Annotated in this window: 22 protein-coding genes and 2 pseudogenes; 12 read left to right on the top strand and 12 right to left on the bottom strand. The window is 54.5% G+C overall.

Annotation, left to right across the window (positions count from 1 at the left end; genetic code table 11):
• Positions 1 to 180 precede the first annotated feature (180 nt).
• Positions 181 to 1,098: a LysR family transcriptional regulator gene (locus CRN80_RS19245; protein WP_044274742.1), complete on the bottom strand. Its 918-nt coding sequence runs from the start codon at positions 1,096 to 1,098 to the stop codon at positions 181 to 183.
• Between the two features lie 64 nt (positions 1,099 to 1,162).
• Here CRN80_RS19245 and CRN80_RS19240 point away from each other — a divergent pair, with 64 nt between their 5' ends.
• Entirely contained in the window at positions 1,163 to 1,768 is a 606-nt protein-coding gene (locus CRN80_RS19240; protein WP_044274743.1) for a LysE family translocator, read from the top strand.
• 317 nt (positions 1,769 to 2,085) lie between these two features.
• Entirely contained in the window at positions 2,086 to 2,493 is a 408-nt protein-coding gene (locus CRN80_RS19235; RefSeq protein ID WP_098950823.1) for a GFA family protein, read from the top strand.
• Here CRN80_RS19235 and CRN80_RS19230 read toward each other — a convergent pair.
• Positions 2,466 to 2,912, bottom strand: a complete 447-nt coding sequence (locus tag CRN80_RS19230) for a GNAT family N-acetyltransferase (protein WP_098950822.1) — start codon at positions 2,910 to 2,912, stop codon at positions 2,466 to 2,468. The genes CRN80_RS19235 and CRN80_RS19230 overlap by 28 nt on opposite strands.
• Before the next feature lie 443 nt (positions 2,913 to 3,355).
• Between CRN80_RS19230 and CRN80_RS19225 the strand changes: the two genes are divergently transcribed.
• Positions 3,356 to 3,586, top strand: coding sequence for a DUF6124 family protein (locus tag CRN80_RS19225; RefSeq protein WP_057700777.1), 231 nt, complete (start codon positions 3,356 to 3,358; stop codon positions 3,584 to 3,586).
• 190 nt (positions 3,587 to 3,776) lie between these two features.
• Here the strand turns inward: CRN80_RS19225 and CRN80_RS31790 are convergent.
• Positions 3,777 to 4,394, bottom strand: a pseudogene (locus CRN80_RS31790) (tyrosine-type recombinase/integrase).
• A 135-nt stretch (positions 4,395 to 4,529) separates the two neighbouring features.
• On the opposite strand from CRN80_RS31790, the pseudogene CRN80_RS31785 reads away from it, so the two are divergent.
• From CRN80_RS31785 to CRN80_RS19200, 4 genes and pseudogenes are all read left to right on the top strand, one after another.
• A pseudogene (locus tag CRN80_RS31785) lies at positions 4,530 to 4,800 on the top strand (site-specific integrase); the annotation flags it as partial.
• Between the two features lie 68 nt (positions 4,801 to 4,868).
• Positions 4,869 to 6,449, top strand: a complete 1,581-nt coding sequence (locus CRN80_RS19210) for a hypothetical protein (RefSeq protein ID WP_098950820.1) — start codon at positions 4,869 to 4,871, stop codon at positions 6,447 to 6,449.
• A 4-nt stretch (positions 6,450 to 6,453) separates the two neighbouring features.
• Entirely contained in the window at positions 6,454 to 6,831 is a 378-nt protein-coding gene (locus tag CRN80_RS19205; protein WP_098950819.1) for an HNH endonuclease signature motif containing protein, read from the top strand.
• A gap of 262 nt (positions 6,832 to 7,093) precedes the next feature.
• On the top strand, positions 7,094 to 7,360 hold the full coding sequence (locus CRN80_RS19200; protein ID WP_098950818.1) for a hypothetical protein: 267 nt from the start codon (positions 7,094 to 7,096) through the stop codon (positions 7,358 to 7,360).
• A gap of 269 nt (positions 7,361 to 7,629) precedes the next feature.
• Here the strand turns inward: CRN80_RS19200 and CRN80_RS19195 are convergent, their stop codons facing one another.
• The 3 genes from CRN80_RS19195 to CRN80_RS19185 all read right to left on the bottom strand — a co-directional run bounded on the left by CRN80_RS19195 (position 7,630) and on the right by CRN80_RS19185 (position 11,265).
• Positions 7,630 to 9,327, bottom strand: coding sequence for a hypothetical protein (locus CRN80_RS19195; protein WP_098950817.1), 1,698 nt, complete (start codon positions 9,325 to 9,327; stop codon positions 7,630 to 7,632).
• Positions 9,324 to 10,433, bottom strand: coding sequence for a protein kinase (locus CRN80_RS19190; protein WP_098950816.1), 1,110 nt, complete (start codon positions 10,431 to 10,433; stop codon positions 9,324 to 9,326). The genes CRN80_RS19195 and CRN80_RS19190 overlap by 4 nt, the downstream gene beginning before the upstream one ends.
• Before the next feature lie 316 nt (positions 10,434 to 10,749).
• Positions 10,750 to 11,265 (bottom strand): GNAT family N-acetyltransferase, encoded by a 516-nt coding sequence (locus CRN80_RS19185; RefSeq protein WP_098950815.1) that lies wholly within the window; start codon positions 11,263 to 11,265, stop codon positions 10,750 to 10,752.
• Between the two features lie 119 nt (positions 11,266 to 11,384).
• On the opposite strand from CRN80_RS19185, the gene CRN80_RS19180 reads away from it, so the two are divergent.
• Positions 11,385 to 11,879, top strand: coding sequence for a GNAT family N-acetyltransferase (locus tag CRN80_RS19180; RefSeq protein WP_098950814.1), 495 nt, complete (start codon positions 11,385 to 11,387; stop codon positions 11,877 to 11,879).
• Between the two features lie 6 nt (positions 11,880 to 11,885).
• Here the strand turns inward: CRN80_RS19180 and CRN80_RS19175 are convergent, their stop codons facing one another.
• The gene (locus CRN80_RS19175) at positions 11,886 to 12,119 is read right to left on the bottom strand and encodes a hypothetical protein (protein WP_034136025.1); all 234 of its coding nucleotides are present in this window, start codon (positions 12,117 to 12,119) and stop codon (positions 11,886 to 11,888) included.
• 160 nt (positions 12,120 to 12,279) lie between these two features.
• On the opposite strand from CRN80_RS19175, the gene CRN80_RS19170 reads away from it, so the two are divergent.
• The 3 genes from CRN80_RS19170 (at position 12,280) to CRN80_RS19150 (ending at position 14,180) form a co-directional block, all read left to right on the top strand.
• Positions 12,280 to 12,822 carry a GNAT family N-acetyltransferase gene (locus CRN80_RS19170; protein ID WP_098950813.1) on the top strand — a complete coding sequence of 181 codons (543 nt, stop codon included), beginning with the start codon at positions 12,280 to 12,282 and terminating at the stop codon, positions 12,820 to 12,822.
• A 32-nt stretch (positions 12,823 to 12,854) separates the two neighbouring features.
• The gene (locus CRN80_RS19165) at positions 12,855 to 13,097 is read left to right on the top strand and encodes a hypothetical protein (protein WP_098950812.1); all 243 of its coding nucleotides are present in this window, start codon (positions 12,855 to 12,857) and stop codon (positions 13,095 to 13,097) included.
• Between the two features lie 717 nt (positions 13,098 to 13,814).
• A complete protein-coding gene (locus CRN80_RS19150) occupies positions 13,815 to 14,180 on the top strand; it encodes a hypothetical protein (RefSeq protein WP_098950810.1) in 366 nt (121 codons plus the stop codon).
• A gap of 16 nt (positions 14,181 to 14,196) precedes the next feature.
• On the opposite strand, the gene CRN80_RS19145 is transcribed toward CRN80_RS19150, so the two are convergent.
• Positions 14,197 to 14,913: a class I SAM-dependent methyltransferase gene (locus tag CRN80_RS19145; RefSeq protein WP_098950809.1), complete on the bottom strand. Its 717-nt coding sequence runs from the start codon at positions 14,911 to 14,913 to the stop codon at positions 14,197 to 14,199.
• A 185-nt stretch (positions 14,914 to 15,098) separates the two neighbouring features.
• Between CRN80_RS19145 and CRN80_RS19140 the strand changes: the two genes are divergently transcribed.
• Entirely contained in the window at positions 15,099 to 15,467 is a 369-nt protein-coding gene (locus CRN80_RS19140) for a cupin domain-containing protein (protein WP_032872736.1), read from the top strand.
• A gap of 135 nt (positions 15,468 to 15,602) precedes the next feature.
• On the opposite strand, the gene CRN80_RS19135 is transcribed toward CRN80_RS19140, so the two are convergent.
• The 4 genes from CRN80_RS19135 to CRN80_RS19120 form a co-directional block, all read right to left on the bottom strand.
• Positions 15,603 to 16,688, bottom strand: coding sequence for a GlxA family transcriptional regulator (locus tag CRN80_RS19135; RefSeq protein WP_032896095.1), 1,086 nt, complete (start codon positions 16,686 to 16,688; stop codon positions 15,603 to 15,605).
• Positions 16,689 to 16,711: 23 nt separating this feature from the next.
• Entirely contained in the window at positions 16,712 to 18,118 is a 1,407-nt protein-coding gene (locus CRN80_RS19130; protein ID WP_078467980.1) for an amino acid permease, read from the bottom strand.
• A 131-nt stretch (positions 18,119 to 18,249) separates the two neighbouring features.
• Positions 18,250 to 19,980, bottom strand: coding sequence for an OPT family oligopeptide transporter (locus CRN80_RS19125; RefSeq protein ID WP_098950808.1), 1,731 nt, complete (start codon positions 19,978 to 19,980; stop codon positions 18,250 to 18,252).
• Positions 19,981 to 20,220: 240 nt separating this feature from the next.
• Positions 20,221 to 20,847, bottom strand: a complete 627-nt coding sequence (locus CRN80_RS19120; protein WP_098950807.1) for a glutathione S-transferase family protein — start codon at positions 20,845 to 20,847, stop codon at positions 20,221 to 20,223.
• Positions 20,848 to 20,869 lie beyond the last annotated feature (22 nt).

The raw sequence follows: 20,869 nt of genomic DNA, 5'->3' as shown, positions 1-20,869 counted from the left end.
ACCCTCTTCATCGCCTGAACCACCGCTTTCGCAGCCTCGCTAAAGCTCGACAGCTCCCACAGGGGATTGGCGGTGCTGCGAAAAGGGAACAAGGGGACAGATTTATTTTCTAGAGATAAATCCGTCCCCTTTCCCATTAGTTAAATGCCCACAGCTTATTGAAAGGCGGCTAAGCCCCGCTCACTCGACAGTCTGCAGCCATTTGAGCAATTCCATTTCCAAGCTGCCATTCTTGAGCGCTGCGGGAGAGAGCAGGCAATAGCGTGAACCGTCCTCGACAAAGCCCAGCGGTGCGGCCAACACACCGCTATGAACATCGTCACGCACCAAATGCCAAGGACCAATGGCCACTCCTAGTCCTGCAACCGCTGCTTGGATGCTGAAATAGAAGTGCTCGAAAGATTGAACCTGCATAGCTGAAAGACTGAGCCCTTTGGCAGCGGCCCATTCCTGCCAAGCTGCAGGTCTGCTGATAGTCTGCAGCAATGGAGCCGTTGAGTGCAGACCCTTTCTGGCTTTGCCAAACCATTGGTCTAGCTTTTCTGGCCGGCAGACCGGGCCAACCTTTTCAGTGAACAGTGTCTCGACATGGTATTCGGCCGGCCGAGGAAAATCATCTCGCCGAATGGCCAAGTCTATGCCGTGGTCAAACGAGAAGTAGCCACCACCGGCCACTAAGTGGATGTCCTGTCCTTGATGATTTTTTTGGAAGTCGCTCCATCGAGGGATCAACCAACGCATCAGCAACGTTGGTTCGCAAGACAATACAAGCGGACGGACACGCCGGGCCTCGGTGCGTATTTCGCGAACTGCCTGACTCATCATGCCGAGCCCCTCGCTCACCGCGCGAGATAAGTGCTTTCCCGCTTGCGTTAAATAAACCCTTCGACTGCGCCGCTCGAATAGGTCGACACCCAGATCCTCTTCAAGCAAGCGTATTGCTCTGCTGATAGCACCCGGTGTCAGGTGCAATTCGTGAGCAGCTCGGGCAAAGCTTTCGAATCGCCCAGCTGATTCGAAGCAACGTAATGCTAGTAATGACGGCATTCTCGCCTCAGTGATGCGTGACTTATAGTCACTATTCCCATCAGAAATCATCGTTAGTGCTCAGTAAAATACTTTGCAAATATTGGCTTCAATTTTAATAACCGCAGGGCTCATCATGAGCGAATGGATAGCAGTAGTCACTATTACAATTCTCGCGTGCATCAGTCCCGGGCCCGACTTCGCACTGGTTTCACGCAATGGGCTGTTACTGTCTCGACGTGCTGGCTTGCTTACAGCTGTGGGAATTGGAATTGGGGTTCTCGTTCATATTTGTTACACATTGCTCGGTCTGGGCTTGATCCTTCAGCAGACACCTTGGCTGTTCAGTGCACTCAAGCTCGCTGGAGCTGCATATCTCATTTACCTGGGTATCAAGATGATTTTTTCAAAGCCGGAGGTCGAACAGCAAAACGTGTCTCCACCAGCGATCTCGGGCCTATCCGCTCTGCGGTCGGGGTTTCTGACAAACGCGTTGAATCCAAAAACATCGATCTTCATAGTCAGTCTGTTCATGGGCGTAGTTCGACCAGACACCGGCGTAACTGTGCAAATCGCATACGGTATATTCATCGCGAGTGCGCACATAATCTGGTTTGGTTTGGTCGCACTGTGTTTCTCAACTGGCAAAATGCGAGAGAAATTGCTGTCTTCACGACAATGGATTGACCGAGGTTTTGGCGGCCTGCTTGTGAGCTTTGGAATAATCCTAACAATTTCGTAGCGCTCCGACTGAACTGCCTCAGCTTTGGAGAAGAGACGACTCCCTACAGCGGGGAAGCCTCCGAAAAAGGGACAGATTTATTTTTCCTAGAAATTAATCCGTCCCCTTTTCCCCTGATGATCAATCCTTCAATTCAATAGCTCGATAACTCGCCGCGTCGTCACAAGCCACCTACAACGACTCGGCGATTTGGCTTGATGGGCGTGTGATCGGAGAGTCGGCTGACGACAGCCACGTCTGCTCCTGACTAGCAGCTGTAGGTCGACTGACTAGAGCGAGACGGTTACGCTGACGTTTTCGCATGACGGGAAAAGCGCATGACAACGGTGTACCAGGGAAGCTGCTTATGCGCAGCCGTCACTTACGAGCTATCCGCCACGCCCAAATCAGTGAGCCACTGCCATTGCAGCCAGTGCCGCAAAAGTCACGGGGCCGCATTCGCGTCTTACGGCAGTGTTCCCCGTAACGCACTACGCCTACTTTCCGGCGCCAACAGCATCAAAACCTATGCATCCTCAGAGGCGGTGTTGCGCGAATTTTGCACGCACTGCGGCTCGACATTGTTCTGGTCACGGTCTCAGGGGGAGTTTGCCGACTGGGTGTCGATAGCGCTGGGCACGCTCGATACGCCTTTCATAGCTGAAAAGCAAAAACACGTGCATGTCGACTCCGCAGTCCACTGGTGCAGCTACCCGCCTCAGAAACCGCCAAGCCGCATGATATGAGTCGCCTGGGCATCATCGGTTCGCTTGAAGCCACAGCGCTCATAAAAGGCGCTTCCTTGAGCCGTATCCGTGAAAAGACGCACCACCTGAAACCTCAGAGCGGCACGTTCAACAAGCGCCTTTACCAGCGCCTGCCCGACGTGTTGCCCCCTTGAGGAAGCTGCGACGTACACCCGCCGCAGTCTGGCCACATTATTGTCAGCATAGGGATCAACTGAAAGACCTCCAATGCCTATCAGCTGCTGATTCAAATAGGCCGCCATCAGACACTCGCCGGGTGCATCAAAGCGGTTTGCTCCAGAGTGCCATTCGTTAATCAGACGCGTGAGGAACCTGAAACCCTCGCCAACGGCTTCCTTTTCCAGCGCCTGTATCTGGCGCGGAAGGTGTGTGATCGGCTGAACCTCATATCGTTTCATCCATCCCTGCCTCCAATATGAAACGCGCTCAATGCTAACAATTTCGTTTGAGGTGATGAACACTCCTGTAGGAGCGAGCTTGCTCGCGAAAACCCCAAACGATCACGCTGCGCCTGAAGGCAAAATCCGATTCCCCTGCCGCACCTTGCTCCATTGCCTACGCCTGCGTCAGAATCCGCCGGCTTGTGCGCTAGGGTGGCCGTCTCTAAGGTGGCTTGGTCGCTGAATTGTTCAGTGATCGGGTTTAGTAGCCCACCTTAGACCTAACAAGTGCACACGCTTCATCCATCAGACGCTCCCGTCTGTGCTTGATGGTGGCTGTGCGTAGGGCGTCCTCGGACGCGCCGGTTTTGTTAGGTTCCACCGGTCTACTAACCTGCGTACAGCTACCGCCCTTATTGTTTAGTAGCGATGGGGAAGTGGCCCAAGCAAGGAACTTAACCATGGTTAACGATTCAACCACCCTCTTCACCGTCGCCCCAAACGCCAGCAACGAAACCCTCATCACCAACAGCTACGAAACCTTCACCAGCGTCAGCACCCTGCTGCTCGACCTATCCGAAGACCTCAACGGCAAACACCGCGACATCGCCCTGGCCATCCACCAACTGAGCGAACTGGGCGTACTCCTCACCGCCAGACTCCTTGACCGCGAAGCGCCCTGCCCTGGGTGATGAGCAGCTCTTCAACTCGTTAGACCGATGACCCGCCGCGTCGTTGTAAGCCATAGACAACGACTCGGCGATATGGCACTTGATGGCTTTGGTGGATTCAGCCTCGGCACAAAGCCCTCTGCGATGACGAGAGCGGCGACTACGTTCGGCCGGTTAGCGACGGTCTGACTTCGACCGTCGCTATGCATGGTCAAACCTCAGTCTGTTCCGCCATCTCCAGGGCGTCATCGACCTCACCCCCCAGGTATCGAACAGTGCTCTCCAGCTTCGTATGGCCGAGCAGCAACTGAACCGCCTGCAGGTTCTTCGTCCTGCGATAGTTCAGTGATGCCTTCGTATGTCTCATCGTGTGTGCCATACATGGCTGGATCAAGGCCCACGGCTTTCACCCAGCCTTTGACGATACGAGCGTATTGACGAGTAGATAGATGGTCAGAAGTATGCAGCCGGCTAGGAAAAAGGTAGTTCTCGCTGCGTAGTTGGGCCCGATGTATCCAGGCCCCGAGAGCAGATCGTGTTTAATCAGTGATCTCAAACTGCAAAGGCCGCTGCGTTTTCTGCTGCATCACCATGGCTCGTGATGATAAGTGCTCGCGATGAGCAACATCGCGCACGCGGAGCTTGTTAAGTCGCAGGCTCGAAGCTTGCTGTCGATGGCCAGATCGAAGAGAGCCAGATCTCGGGTTCTTTCCGCAATTTGAAGCCTTACTCGGATGGCCCAGATATCTCTCGGTCGGAGTGGGGTTTTCTGCCCGACCAATTTTCCTTTGTTCCAGGGCTGACGACTGCAGGTAGCGATGATGTTCATGACAAGTCCTCCACGTGTGGAAGGACAAGGATGGCTAATCGGAGCAATAGTCGCTAACCGGCCATAAGCGTACGCTCAAGACTGGTCAGCTTTCGAACCGAAGCTGCCGTTCAAAGATGGCGGTAATAGGCCAAAAGCGGGTTGCCGTATGTGAGCGACCTTGTTGTCCGAGATCGGTTTTTTAAGGCTCACTTGAACGCAGCTGGGGTTCGTTATCGGGGGGCCTGGGCATTGTCGGCATACTTACGCAAGTCAGTTGCTGACCACGGGCGTGGCTTCAATCAATTGGATTGCTGAGCAGATGGGGCATACGAACGGGAATATGATCCTGCAGCATTATGGGACGTGGATTAATGAGGATGGGCCGGATGTCGTTGGGATACTGCAGCTTGCCCTAGATCTGTAGCTCATTGCTCATGTGAAGCGGGACTAAAAAGGTATGATAGCAATTTGTCGTGGAGCGCAAATATAGTGATGACCCGAGATAATTTTCTGTTCAAAGACTCGTCGAGAATTTACAAACAGGCGAACGAACTAGCCCACGGTTTGCGCGATAGTATCTCGGGTGATTCTAAATGGTTCTCTGACGCTGCTCAATTGCTGGCGTCGCATGGTTTGCTTTCACTGCAGAATGATGAGCAATGGCTGAGAGCCATCGAGTGCACTAAGCAACGTTTAGATTCCATTGCCTGCACAATTGACGCAAGAATTGCCATTCCTGCACTGTTGGAGGCGGTGGACGATTTCTACTATCGCGACACCAATTGGAAGAAAGAGGTACCAATTTGCGGCTCTGCGATGAAGACATCTATAGCGATGATCTGGCCAAACCGTCAGGCACAGACTGCTATTGATAAAAGTGCTGCTCAACTGCAGAAACTCGTTTTCGCAGCTATGGCTTGGGAGCAGTTAGTCGGGAGTTATGAACATCACAAAGTGTTTAAATTTCAGACTATTGAATTCCATCCCCGCGGGTTTTCGCACTCCAGTGAAAGGGACAAGGTGTTACTGGCACAATGGAATTCAATGGCTTCACCTTACGGAGAGACACAAAGAACTCTAGAGCATTCTAAGTCAGTCATTTTTAAGAATCCTCGCGCATTTTCCGACGCCGTTACGCGTACGCTTGAAGGGGAGAAGTCAAACGATATCGAGTTATTTGTCGGTACAATATTCGCCCAGGCGGGAGAAAAACCGGCCTTCTGGCTGGGACTTAAAGCTAGGCTTACCCTGCTTCAATTTGCGCTGCAGTTCAAGTTGGCTGGAGCCGAGGTTTACAGCGGCGTAGTGCTCTTCGAGGAATTTGCGGCCGAAATCACCGGTTTTGGTCTTCAACTAACCTCAGCGCAAGCAAGTGTGGAGGCCTGCTTCTGGCAAGCAGATTGGTATACTAAACGTCGCATGAAAGATTTCGCGTCGAACATGTTGGTTGAAAGACCTGTACTACGCATCGACAACAAGACCTTCGCCACGACGGTTTTGACAATTATCGATTCGATTAACTGCTTTGTTGAGAACTCGGTTTTCGATTGCGCGGATTATGGGGGCTCGCCAGTACATCCATCTGCTTTTCAGATGCATATCTCGCAGCCGTTTGAACAGGCGGCTGTGGACCTTTGCCTAAACAGAGGATGGAAGGCCGGTGTAGTCAGCGATAAAGGCTACTGGGCGGCCGGCGATTGTCAATTGGTACATCCGAACGGCAAAAAGGTGCCTGGAGAGATCGATGTGCTGGCGTTGCATCCCTCCGGACTGCTCGCGCTGATACTTGAATGCAAGGTGCTTACGCAGCCTTTTTCAAAGAGCAAGCTAACTAATATTGTTGGCAAACTTGGTCCGGACGACCAAGAGAGTTTTCACTCGAAGCTGGAACGAAAGGTCAATTGGCTATCGGAAGTACCGGCTCTGAAGGGAGCTGAGGTGGCAGGGGCTTTGCTGGTCGACCAGGGAAGCTTTCTTGGCAGGGGCGCACCGCACCCGGTAGTAGACCTTGAGCAACTGACTGATTTGCTGGAATTTCTCGATAAAAAAATTAACTCAGATATCTGCGAGTAAGGGCATGGGTAGCATCTACACAACGAAACGCCCCACCATTGCTGTAGAGGTTGCCAGAGCAATTAAAGTTGAGAGTGGTCATTGCTACGCAATTAATCAGTGTACTGAGCACACTTACCTGGAAGTTCACCATGTCGATCACAACCGTGAGAATAACGATCCAAGCAACCTAATCCTTCTCTGCGACAAACATCATAAAATGGCGCACGCGGACATCATTGATCGCAAAGCGTTGTGGCTTTACAAACAACTGCTTGCGGCTTCAATCTTGAACTCTGTGCCAAAGCTTCTGGTTGATACTGCTCCGGGTCTCAAGATTGTTGATTTGTATGAAGTTGAAAGCTGTAGCTGCGAAAACGACGAATACATCACCTCTTTATAACTGAAGCTGGTCAATCGCGGTACGCAAGTCACTTTTATAAAAGAGGTTAGGGTAACCACGCTCAAGCACTGGGAAACGTTGACTAATCACCACTATAGTCTTGTACCTATCTCGGCAACTTACGACTTGAAGATATACAAAGAGAAAGGGTCAGTTTCGCGCATAAAGGTCCACCACGAAGTGAAGCCTCAGGAGACGGAGCGAGTAACATTCTCGCCTGGAGACTGACTATGACTCAGATCCTAATGGGCTATCTCTTTTCTTGATCAAGCTTGAGGTTCTCCACGACGAGACCAATAGCGTCGTGATCGTACCACTCATCATAGTGAACATCCGTCCTCGCTTTGCAAGCGCAGGGCCTTACTTTCCAGGCTACCAGCTCGGAACTATCCCTCAAAACAAGGCTGTCGCTTCAGAAGTGCTGTTCCTCGCGGACAATGGCACCCTTGTCAGCCAAGACGTAATCAATGCTCTTGAATCTTGGAAAAATGCCCCTGAGGAAAGCGAGTATTTTGCTGGCGCACGCTAAGGTCTCACTGACTGGCAGAAGTCGGCCAATAGCTGCCGCTCACGCTAGTTTTCAGCGAGAGTCGGTCAATCACGAATGGTTGGATCTGATCTATAATTCAGTATGGCGTCTCAAGACGCCTAGGTCGTTCAAGGTAAATTGACAGCACTACCCCCATAAAAATATGGTACCTGAAGCAATGTCACGCATTAGGCAATACAGTGTCAAAATCTTGTTTTTCGTCCAAACTCAACTCTTTGGGAGCCTAGAACAGCCCCCTGAACGGATATTTATTTAACTCTGGGCTTCACTGTAGGGATGTCACGCTCAGTTTTCAATAACTGAAGAGCTTCATTCACAGTGTAGAAGTCGGAAGGAAGCCAGAATTTTTTTGAGGCTTCTTCCAATGATATTATTTTTACAGGCTCGGCAGCCTCATCAGATTTCTCGTCATCTATGAAAACAGTGGAAAATTTATCTTTCCATGTTCCCGGTTGTTTCTCCAATAACTCTATCTTATTGAGATAATATTCACCTGCAGCGGAGAAGACTGGTTGAGGCTGAGATATAATTTTTTTAATTTTCGAAAGTATACTTCCAGACCATTCAGATTCAGCTATTAGCGCTTCCCTGAGATGATTCAACAGGAGAAAAAATCGAGAGGGGTTTTTTGTTTTCTCAAAATATTCTTCAGCGTGGTCGTAGTACGCCTTACCTAGATTAAACTCTCCCGTCCTATAAGCAAGCATACCAATATTAGCTATTGCATGAGCCGCTTCGCTTTTATCCGGGCCATGCATTACAGCTCTAAGAGTCCGCGTCACCTTGTCTAACGCTTTACTATCTACTGAAGATGCGTAACCCAAGGTACTAATCTGAGCAAATAAATAATTTAGCTTTAGAACGACATCCTCAGGATTGGCTTTTAAAGCGATGTTGGCGGACCTAAGAAGTAGCGGCATATCATTAACAATTGATGCTAGATATGTGATTGCGCGCGGAGGAGAAACGGAATAAGGTTCTTCTCCCCACCAGGCCTCAGCATACTCAAGAGCTAACTGCATATTTTTCTTTTCATACGCTTCCCAGTATTTTGCTTCATAGGCGTTGTTGGAATGAGCAAGAGTCGCCTCTATTTGCTTTCCAAAACCTAGTTTATACGAGCGGTCTGCCCACTTTATTTGTGCCAAAGAGTTACTGGTTGGTGATATGAGAGACTGTTTAAAAAAAGCACGAGCTTTTTTGTCAGCGCCCCCCAAAATTTCTGAAGTGGCGATTGAACTTGATAGTTCAGACAGATGAATTGGGTTTATTGATGCAGCGACTAGCTTTTTAGCCTGATTCCAATTCTTCAATGGTCGCCCTGCCAGCCTCGCGACCGCTAATTCCGTAGACAGTAACCAGGGATCAGATCGCAAGTTTTCATTTAACAATAATACTCGATGTGCCTTCCCTAGCTCCTCATAATGAACGAACAATCTAGCCGCCATACGGGATATCCAACGATGATTATTGGAATATCGCAGCGCTACCCACATTGCTTTTTCTGATTTCTCTCTTTCATTTATTATGGTATATGCACGAGCCAAATCAACCCACGCGATTGGATTTTGTGGCATATTGGTCAGTCTTGACCGCAAAGCGGCAATTTCATTTAAATGTTGGAAGTGAGTATCAAGCGGTTTTAACCCTAAAACTTTTCGACTGATTGCTTCTAAAGCAGGAAGCTTTTCTTTTGAGCTAATAACATACTCTGCGGCTATGATCGAAAGCTCCGACTTCCCCTCGAGCATCGAGACATTCAAAAGGTCTGCGGCTGTTCCAAGGTTCTTATTACCAAGAAAATCCGCTAATACAGTTTCCGATTGAGTCTCCACCTTAATCTGAGAAACCTGCTTTTTCACCGCGAGCAACTCAGGAGATTTAGCAGCTTCGTAAGATGGTTTCCAAATAGGAATTATGTCGCGCTTTAAACCGAGTGGGTTCATTGTGAATCTGCCTGCTTGCTTGACGTGTTTCTAGCCTCAATACTGGCTCTCAGGATCAATCTTTGGAGTTCGCTTACAAATCGATCAAGGCCTAAAGTGGGAACTGATTGCCTAAGTGTTTTCCGACACCCGCGCTGAGTATAATCCGGCGTTCCGCACTGCCTTATTATATCTATCAAACTACTGCTCAGCCACTCAGGGGATTGTTTCTCCCAGTCTATTAACGCCTGATCAAACGCATTTATAAAGAAAGGCAATGAATTTGAATAGGAAGATGACTCCCCTTGCCATGCGAAAGGCTTAACATGTTTAGGCAGTCTATTAATAAGCTCTAGATTGACCGTAGTCCCGAAAAATACAAATGTAATTACAGAAGCGAACTGATAAAGGTCACAACGCATGCGCCGATCCATCCAGTCAACGAGCGGATGCTGAAATAGCTGCTCCGGCGGAGCGTAATTCCAATCGCCTGCAATGTTACTGGAGTCATGCAAACTTGGAAGATCCTGACTGCTCGCCCTTCCAAGATCACCAACTTTAGCCATTTCATTCCCAAAAACCATTACATTGGATGGTTTAAGATCTTGATGAGCCACCTTTGCCTTATGCAGTTGCAGTATGCCTGACGCTACATCCTTGAGATAAGTAAGCTTTAGTGCTATATCAATCGCAAGTGTTTTTCCTATGTACCCGCGAACATCTCCACCGTCTGCTAATTCCATAATCATGTATGGAATCTGGAAAATTTGTTCATTCTCGAGTCTTGGCACAATTGCTTGCCCATGGGCCAGAATTTTTACAACACGTCTCATTTTGGCGCCCAAGCACAAATCGTGCAGTGCAGTCTCAAAGTTGAAAGCTTGAGCCTGTTCTTGCAGCGCCGCTATTAGCGTTTTACCTTGTTGTGCTGCTATTTGAAGTGCTTTAACAATATCAAATGCTTTTAAGAATGCTTCTTGACCATTCCTACGAACCTCATAGGATACCGAAAAGAAACCACCTGAACCGCCGCCCTCTGAACCTGTGACAATTCTCTTACCTACTGTCCAACCATCTTCAAGATCAAGACCTTCCAAGCGATAAGCGGCGTTCGGTTGATCGTTCATGGTACCCCCTAGAATTGATCTTTACGAGAGCATATACCAACCATGCGAAATGGCGTAATGACACCATGCTCTTTTATCCTAACTATTCATCTCGACTTGTCCGTAAATCTTCATAACCTTCTGAAAATCTTATGTTTATTATTGCATTGATTGGAGCACGTAAATTCTTCGATTAAAGCTGTTTGGCGTGTGTTCTGTTACGTATCCTTGCCTTCATACTCGACTCTGACCACAAAGACGCCTCTAGCGAACGTCTGCTCATGGCCGATTTCTGCCGTTAGTGCAGGCCAGCAATCGGCTAACCTGATACCCAGAGTTAAACCATCGGTATCCGGTACACAACCGAATCATATTTCTCCGCCATCCGCCTCTCAATGACAACTCCCCCCAAACCTTCGGCAATACGACGACTCGCACGATTCTGCGTCGCAACAGGATAGATGAAGCTCTCTGCCACCACCCACTGGCTAGCCCACTGAACAACCGCCTGCACCGCTTCACCACCAAAGCCCATCCCGTGCTTATCTTCACGAATCCAGATGCCCAACTCCGGCGTTTCACTGCCGGTATGGTGCAGCCCAACCAAGCCAGTAAAACGAGCACCGACCAACTCTCTGACCGTGAACACGATGTCGCTCCCATCCGCTATCGCAGGCAGCCACCGCCCCCAGACTTGCGCGTACTCTTCCAGTGAGGCAGGCGGCTCCCAGGACATGTAGCGAGTCAGAGACGGTGAGATACAAGAGAAAGACTCAACAGCGTCCTGCTCGCAGAAGGGCGCAATGCTAAGGCGTTGCGAGAGAATGCGGATTGGGTGGGTGTCCACTGGCATTGCAATTTCCTTCCTGGGGTCTGTTACTCCATGTATGCCGTGAACATATCATGCGGGTCGCTTCACCAGTATCAGGCTCTCTATACTGAGCCCCCAGGATGGTAGTTGGAGCAACCGATATGCCCGTCGCACCCAATCAAAATTCCCCCATCATTTTGGTCCCAGCCCAACAAAGCGACTTGGATAATCTTGTAGCCATTCGAATCGAGGCCATGCGCGATAGTCTGGAGCGTGTTGGGCGATTTGATCCAGCCCGTGCGCGGGAGCGGTTTCTTAGCGGCTTTGAAGCTCGCAGCACACGCTATATCGAGGCAGCTGGAGAGAGGGTGGGTTTCGTCGTGGTCAAACATCACCCCAATGAACTCTTGCTCGACCACTTGTATGTAAGGCCGAGCGCGCAAGGGTCAGGGGTAGGGTCTGCTGTTCTTACCCAGATTTTCAAAGAGGCGGATGCGGCTGCGCTTCCTATTAAAGTAGGGGCTCTCAAAGAAAGCGCTTCGAATCGCTTTTATACCCGCCATGGCTTTCAGTTCATCGAAAGCAGTGAATTCGACAATTATTATGTTCGTCAGCCTGTTCCGGCGATTAGCGCTCATTCCGGAACCATGGGCTGACGTGCACTAGCCCTTCAGTTCACCAGCTCGATTGCTCGCCGCGTCGTCATACGCCACATACAACGACTCTGCGATTTGGCTTTTGATCGCCTTGGTAGACTCCAACCCCAGCACAAAACCCTCGGCTTTACCGCCGGCTCGGTTGAGTTCTTCATGGGTGGAGGCGCCAGTAATAGCGTCAAGCAGCTTGGCGGCGTGGGGGCCGACGCCTTTGGGGAGGGAGATCTGGTCGATGGACATTATCGCTACCTTGAAAAATGGAGTTCGGGAGCGAGTGGAACCACTGCCGGGGCTGGCATGGTAGACCTGTTTGCCTTGAAAGGGGTCGCTTTACGCGTAGCGGCGCTATTCTTTGCGGCTGTGCAGTCAGATGGGGCCATTGGTAAATCTGGAGGGGTTTATGGAGTATTGCGTTGAGGGCTACTGCCTTCGGCCATTGTGGGGCGACGATTTCGAAAGGGTCAGCCGTTACGAACGGGTCAACCGCAGGCATCTGCAACCCTGGGAGCCGCTCAGGGATGAGGAGTATTTCAGCATTGGCAGCGCCAAGGCCAGGGTCGAGCAGCAGGTCAACAATATGCAAGCTGGCAACGCGCTATGTTTCCTCTTGCTTGAATCCGAAAGCGGAGAAGTTCTAGCGCGGTGTAACTACACGAACATTGTGAGGGGCGTTTTTCAGGCCTGTCATCTCGGCTTCTCGCTGGCGGAATCTGCCCAAGGCCGTGGCCTGATGAAAAGAACACTTCAGGTCACTAACCAACACTGCTTTGAGCAGTTGGGTCTTCATCGGATCATGGCCAATCATTTACCCCGCAATGTACGCAGTGAACGTCTTCTAGAGTCGCTGGGGTTTGAGAAGGAAGGACATGCGCGAGCCTATCTGAAGATCGCTGGCGTGTGGGAGGACCATACGTTGAGGTCGTTGATCAACCCTGAACAATAAGCGCACCACCCACCCCACTCAGGAAAAAGCTGATGCCTACCGAGCCCCTCTGCCTGGTTTTCGTACCGTCCTTGGCAGCCTTGCTGACAGCCGCCGAATCGAAAAAAGGCGCCCCTCTCAGCGAAGTCGAAGTGTGCGATCTCCGCGACCAGGCCACCTGCATTGCGGTAACCTTCTCCACTGCGCTGGCGATGGAACAAGAGCGGGGTTACCCGGATATCGTTGCCGAGGATTGCTGGAATGAGTGGCAACGCTTGCGTCCCTCGCTTCAATAGCCCCCGCTCTGATCAGCACAGGTATCTACACAACTCTGTAGCGCTTAACGGTAACCACGATGCGAAGCGAGCCGCTGTTGATCTGCTCTTGATCTTGATCTCAGGCGCCCCGTTAAACCACGCTGGCCGAACGCAGGCTTGAATTCGTGGGTAACCCGGCAGGACGCCGGGTTAGCCGCCCCGCGCCATGGATGGCGCGTGGCGGCGGCCCATGGATTCAAGTCTGCGTTCAGGCACACCGAGCCTAGGCGAGGTGCCGAGTGGTGGGGCAAGAGCGTTTTGCTTACTTTTGCGCTTTTCAAAAGTGAGCCGCCGTCAGGGCGGAACCCTAGGTGGCCGTTACCGCTGAAATGGATATGTACTAGGTCCAACTGTGTTTACTGCAAGGTCGCCTTCGCGAGCAAGCCCGCTCCCACAGTTGGATTGTGGGGTGTCAGGTAGAAAAGTGGCGGCTGGCAGGCCGCCATCGCAGGCAAGCCAGCTCCCACAGTTGGATTGTGAGGTGTCAGGTAGATTGGCGTCGGCTGGTAGGCCGTCATCGCAGGCAAGCCAGCTCCCACAGTTGGATTTCGGAGCGTCAGATGGATATGCGCCGGCTGTCAGGCCGTCACGGGAGCAAGCTCCCTCGCCACAGATTTAGCGTGGTGCCGAAGTTGTGTAGATAGCTATGCTCTGATCAGCGCCCCAACCCACTCCCAGGACTCACAGACTTCCTTTATGCCACCTGCCTCACGCGACCACGCCCGTATCGAACGCCGCCTCATCGCAGCCCTGACCGACGCCTGCGAAATCGCGAAAGCTGAAATCCCGGGCTTCGAATGGCTGACCCACACCGTCGACTACCGCGCCTTCCCCCAAAGCCTGCGGGTGATCTGGGTGTTCGACAGTGTCGCGAGCAAGGCTCACGCCCTCGCGACCGGCGCGGACGCCCGTATGCGCGAGCTGACTACCGCCGCGCTGGATGACGCTGACGTGCACGTCCCGAACATCGCCCGCTGCGTCAGTTTCGACTCGGAAGAGGAATGCCACCTTCGGCATGGCGGCGATTGGCGTCGGCGGCTGGCTACTCTCTCGGCTCACTGAGCAAGGCGAGACCTTGCTACCCCAGCTTGCACGTCAACCAAGCCCCCCAGAAAAGGCTGCTGAAGAAACGCGTCGCGTCGCCAAACCCGGCGTCGTGCAGCAGTTTCTGAACCGCCGCTTCGGAATGTGGAGGGTCAGCGCCTTGAAGGATTTTGCCGAGCTTGGCCGTCACTTCGTCCGGGGTGGCGCCATGCTGACGCCAGCGTTGGCCCCATGCCGCCAGCAGCAACGGCTGGCTGGCATACGCATAGTGATTGCCCGCGACGATCAGCGGTGCCCCAGGTTTCAGGTGCGCCCGAATCGATCTCAGCATCCGATCCTTGGCGCCGTCGCCCTCCAGATGGTGGAGCACACCGATCAAGGTGGCGGCGTCGTATGAAGCGTCTGCTGCCAGGTCTTCGAGCTGCCCGAGATGCAGGGTGGTTCTATCAAGCAAGTGGTTGGCTTCCAACTGCTGCCTTGCCGCGTCGAGCATCGGCTGGGAGGGATCAACCGCCATAAAACGCCAGCCCGGTTCAAGGCTGGCCATGGCGATGATCTCCTGCGCCGTACCGCCGGCGCCGACCACAAGTACCTTGGCCGAAGGGGCATCGCCAAGGCTCGCCGCGAGCATGCAGGCTGCCAGGTCCTGGCACGCGTCATAGCCCGCCAGCGCGATACGACTTTGTCGCGCGTACTCGTTGGCTCTTGAGGTATCGAATTTTTCAGCAGGATTGGGTGAGGATGAGTTCAAGGCGATTCTCCGTGGCCTTGACGCAAATTACGTTAACCGTGGCAGTAAGAAAAATGCATTAATTTTATGTGATGCATTCCCGTGGGGAATGCGGGGGCGTACGAGTGGAGAGGTTGCAGGATCGTACAAGCCTGCTGACCGCTTGCTTGGATAGTCTGGCCTTCTCATCGACAGGAAGATCCCGCATGACTCAAGCACAGCCTGTAAACCTTGCTCAAAAAGCCTCGCTCATCGACCAGCAATGGAGCCCAAGAGTGGTCGCCGAAATGAACGACTACCAGTTCAAGGTCGTGCGTATCGAGGGTGAATTCATTTGGCATTCGCACCCCGAAACCGATGAAGCGTTCCTGGTGCTTGAAGGCACGTTGCGTATCGACCTGCCGGATGGCCCGGTGTATGTGAAGCCGGGTGAGTTGTATGTGGTGCCGCGTGGCATTGAGCACAGGACGGCGGCCGAGGGCGAAGCCAAGCTGATGATGATCGAGCCAAGGGGCATTCTGAATACCGGGCATGAAGGCGGTGAGCGTACCGCGTTGAATGACCAGTGGATTTGAGTAGGCCGCTGGCCCCTGTAGGAGCGAGCTTGCTCGCGAAAAACGTCAACGATAACGCGTGCTGCCTGAATGAACGCGGCGCCTGTGAATTTTTCGCGATCAAGCTCGCTCCTACAGGGGGCAAGAGGGCAAGCCCTATCGCCTCTGAATCTGCACCGTGGCAAACGTCGGCTCATCACGCGCCTGCTCCAGTGCATTCCTGGGCTGTTGCGGGGCCCGGGATTGCCCCTCTGGCCGTAACGCAGGCGGCGGATGCAGGCGCATGTCCGAACGCTCATCGCTGGGCGCGACGCCGAAGAAATCCCGATAGCACTTGGAAAAATGCGGCGTGGACACAAAGCCGCAAATCACCGCCAGCTCGACAATCGAAATGGGCGTCTGCATCAGCAACTGGCGAGCACGGGTCAGGCGCAGCTTGAGGTAATAGCGCGATGGCGTGCAGTACAGGTGCTTCTGGAACATGCGCTCCAACTGGCGGCGGGACACGTGCACATAGGCGGCCAGTTCGTCGAGGTCGATGGGTTCTTCCAGGTTGGATTCCATCAGGGCCACCACTTCTTGCAGCTTGGGCTGTTGCGTGCCGAGCAGGTGCTTGAGCGGCACGCGTTGGTGGTCGCGCTCGTTGCGAATGCGCTCGTACACGAACATCTGGGAAATCGCCGCCGACAGCGTGTGCCCGTGATCGCGGCCGATCAGGTGCAGCACCATGTCCAGCGGTGCAGTGCCGCCGGAGCTGGTGAAGCGGTTGCCATCGAGCGTGAATACGCTGGAGCTGACTTTGACGCGGGTAAACGCCTCCTGCATCGACGCCATCAGCTCCCAATGCACGCTGCACTGGAAGCCATCAAGCAACCCCGCCTGAGCCAACGCCCAACTGCCGGTGCACACCGCGCCGAGGCGTTTGCAGTACAAGCGTGCCTGGCTGCGTAACCAGGCGATGAGCGCAGGGCTGATAGCCTGTTGAATGCCCACGCCGCCGCACACGATCACCGCATCGAAGCCGCGCTGGTCCTGCGCGCACGCATCCGGGGTCACCGACACGCCATCGCTGGCCCACACCGGCTGGCCGTCCAGGCTCAGGGTTTGCCAACGGTAGAGTTCTTCGCCCGCCAATTGGTTGGCCATGCGCAGCGGCTCGACCGCACACGACAGCGATATCAGGGTGAACTGGTCCAACAGCAAAAAGCCGATGGTCTGGCAAACAGGTGCCTCGGTTTCCATCACCGCTCCCCCCACAGGCGTGATCAGGACTGTTCCAGCGCCACCGGCTTGGGTGCCCGGTTGTGCTGGCGCGATGTGACCAGGCCGATAAAGGAAATCACCAACGCCAGGCCAATGGTCGAGGACACTTCGGTGCGGTGCTCGGGCGTCACCATCATCACCCCCAGGGCCAGGCAGATAAATACGATCACCAGGTAAGTCAGCCAGGGAAATAGCCACATGCGAAAGGTCAGCTCGACGTTTTGCCGAAGCAGCAACCGACGCATACGCAGTTGCGAGATAGCGATCACCAGGTACACCAACAGCGCGATGGCGCCGGAGCTGGCGAGCAGGAACTGGAACAGACCGGCCGGCATGAAGTAGCTCAGCAACGTAACGCCCGCACCGATGATGGTGCTGGCGATCACCGCCGCCCGGGGCACGCCCGCCTTCGAGGTGATTTTAAGTGCCGGTGGCGCATCGCCGCGTTTGCCCAGGGAAAACAACATGCGCGAGGAAATGTAGATTGAAGAGTTCATGCAACTGGCTACCGCGATCAACACCACCACATCGACCATGAACTTGGCGTTGGGGATGTTCATAATTTCCAGTGCGCGCTGATAGGAACCCACAGAGGCCAACAGTGGGTCGTTCCAGGGCACCACGGAAATCACGACGGAGATCGACAGCAGGTAGAACACGCCAATGCGCCAGATCACCGAGCGGGTGGCCTTGGCGATGTTCTGCGCGGGGTTGCTTGATTCCGCTGCGGCGATGGTCACCGCCTCAGTGCCGATGAAGCTGAACATGATGGTGATAAACGCGCCCACCACCGCCGACAGGCCGTTGGGGGCAAAGCCGCCGTGTTCCTCCATCAAGCGGCTCAAGCCGCTGGCTTCACGATCCGGGATCCAGCCCATGAGCACGCTGAAACCCAGGCCGATAAAGCCGATGATGGCAATCACCTTGGCCATGGCGAACCAGAATTCGAACTCGCCGTATTTGGCCACGCTGAACAGATTGGTGATCACCAGCAAAACGATCGAGATCAACGCAAACAGCCACGCATCCACCTGAGGGAACCACTGGTTGAGCACATGCCCGGCAGCCAAGGCTTCGATGGGAATGACCAGCACCCAGAACCACCAATACAACCAGCCAATGGTAAACCCCGCCCACGGGCCAATGGCCTGGTCGGCGTAGGTGGAAAACGAGCCGGTGTCCGGGCGCGCCACCGCCATTTCCCCCAGCATGCGCATGACCAGCACCACCAGCAGGCCGGAAAACAGATAAGCCAGCAACACCGCCGGCCCCGCTGCGGCGATGGCATGACCGGAGCCGACAAACAACCCCGCGCCGATGATGCCAGCGATGGACAACATGGTCACATGGCGCGGCTTGAAGCCCTGCGCCAGCTGACCGTTGGAATCGTTGCAGTTGAGGCTAGTCATTGTTTTTGTTGTTCTCGGGCGGCCAATGACCCTCACCTTAAGTGCCCGAGGCCAGGCACAAGTAGCCTGGTTACGCCACCATCGTGCCTGATATCGACATGGGTGATGGCGATTGAGCGCCGCATGTAGCCTCACCCAACGCCCAGCATCTGCCACAACGACGCGCCTACTCCGGTAATGCTCTCACCGGCGATCAGCCCCGCCGCTGCCGTGATCGCAAAGCGCTGCGTCACGCTCGGCCAGCGACAGCTCACCGCCCAGGTCATCACCGCGCCAAGGGCCATCATCAGCGACACCGACGCAGGCAAGACAAATGCCAGTCCCAAGGCTGCCGCACTGGGCAGGTAGCGGGCGCGATGGGTGGGTAATGTGCTGTCGAGTATGCCCAGCAGCACGCCGAACAAGCTTGCAATGCCGATGGCCCAGCGGATGCTGGGGGACAGTGAATCCAAACCGTGGGTCAGGGTTTGGGCCACGGCTTTCCAGGTGGCGACGGCCGGGGCTGGCCATTGTTCGGTGAGCAGCATGGTTTGAGGGTCGGGGATCAACGCCAGGTAGGCGAATACACCGACGATGCTGCCGACAAAAATTCCGAGGATCTGGGCGATCACTTGCTTGTGCGGCGTGGCGCCAATCGCCTTGCCCACCTTGAAGTCATTCATCAGGTCCGTACATTGCCCCGCCGAACCGCCGGCGGTGTTGGCGCTCATCAGGTTGATCGGCACCTGGCCCGGCGCAACGATGCCAAAGCTCAGCTGGGACAGTTGCCCGATGGCGCCAATCGGCGGAATACCGGTTGCCCCCACCACCCGCGCCGCCACGGCGGCCAGGCAGATCGCCAGGGGAATGGTCAGCAGCGCCATCCCGAGGTTGATACCGAACAACAGCGCTTGCAGGCTCACCACCAGCACGATCGCCAGGGCAAAACCGGCGGCAGGCCCAGGCTTGGGAGCCGCCCAGGGCGTGCCGCCAGCCGCTCGGGTTGAGCGATGCAACGCCCACAAGCGAATCGCCAGGGACGCCAGGGTGGAACACACCATAAGGCTTACTCCCGGCCACAGCAGCCACTCCACCAGCGCGGCAAATTGCGGGCCGCTGCTGCCGGCGGACACGCTCACCAGGCCGTTGGTCAACAGCCACGGCCCCAGGCCGCCCCAAGCTAGCAAGGCGCCGAGTAACAGGGTCAGGCCTACGCGAATGCCGATGATGCCGCCGAACCCCAGCAACAGCAGCGAAGGGTCTGCGGTGAAGGTCAGGCGCTCCAGCTGGGCGTTCGGCGACCAGCGTGGGAAGGCCCACATAAAGGTATCCACCCACTTGACCAGCCCGGACAACAGCGCCGCGCCGAGCAGCACTTTTAAACGCGTGGCGGCTTCGCGGCCATGGTTGTAGATGTGCAGCAGGGTTTCCAGGGTGGCCATGCCTTCGGGAAACTTCAGCGCCTTGTCATTGAGCAATGAAGGCCGCAGGTACCAGGCGATCCAGATCCCCAGAAAACTCACCGAAAACACCCAGGCGATCATTGGCAGCGCCGCCAGCTGGTTGCCCGTGAGCAAGGTATAGGCCGGGATGGGCGCGACCAGCCCGCCGGAAATGATCGACGCCGCGGCCGAGGCCACGGTCTGGTTGATATTGCTTTCGTGGAGGGTCCACGGCAGGTGTTCAGCGGAGCGCCGGGCCAGGCCTTGCCAGATGCCATAGCCGACCAGCAAGGCGATGATCGACATATTGAACGACCAGCCGATCTTCAAGCCCGCGTACACGTTGGAAGGGGTGAGCAGGATACCCAGCACAATCCCGGTGATGACCGCCCGCAGGCTTAGTTCGCGCTCTACGGGGACGCTTGAGGAGGTGGAGTGCATGCAGATTCCTTTCGAGAAAAGCCAGTGCCACCTTTTAAGTGAGCACCGGGAGACTCGAAGGTTCACCTGGCGAAGCGGGTTGTAAAACCGGCAAGAGGGGAACCCTGGTCACCTTTTGTAGGAGCGAGCTTGCTCGCGAAAAACCCAAAGGCGCCGCGTTCATCCAGGAAGCCCGCGTTATCGTTGACGTTTTTCGCGAGCAAGCTCGCTCCTACAGGGGGCGGTGTGTCGGTGGGCCCGCTATTTGGCGAACGCGTATTCCCCGCCCCGCTCCACCGCCTTGCGGTATGCCGGGCGTGCCTGGAGCTTTTGCAGCCACGCGGCCAGGTTCGGGTAGGCCTGTAATTTGCCTTGGGCCTGGGCGATTTCGCCGATAAAGCTCATCTGGATATCTGCACCGGTGAGGTCGTTGCCCACCAGATACGGCGTCTGCCCCAGCACGTCGTTCAGATAACCCAGGTAATTGGCCAGCTCCGATTCAATCCGCGGATGCAGCGGTGCGCCCGCTTCACCCAGGCGCCCCACGTAGAGGTTGAGCATCAACGGCAGCATGGCCGAGCCTTCAGCAAAATGCAGCCATTGCACATAGCTGTCGTAGGCGTCGGTGGCCGGGTCGGGTTGCAGTTGGCCGTTGCCGTGGCGACGGATGAGGTAGTCGATGATCGCAGCAGATTCGATCAGCACGCGGGAACCGTCTTCGATCACCGGGGATTTGCCCAGGGGGTGAACAGCCTTCAGTTCAGGCGGGGCCAGGTTGGTCTTGGCGTCGCGCTGGTAGCGCTTGATGTCGTAGGGCAGGCCCAGTTCTTCAAGCGCCCATAGGATACGTTGCGAGCGGGAATTGTTGAGGTGGTGAACAGTGATCATCGAGGCAACACCTTGGGGGATT

Origin of the sequence: Pseudomonas sp. FDAARGOS_380 (genome assembly GCF_002591235.1) — a bacterium.
Taxonomy (GTDB): domain Bacteria; phylum Pseudomonadota; class Gammaproteobacteria; order Pseudomonadales; family Pseudomonadaceae; genus Aquipseudomonas; species Aquipseudomonas salmasensis.
The sequence above is the reverse complement of the archived record's forward strand: the minus strand, read 5'-3'. Positions and strand labels throughout refer to the sequence as shown.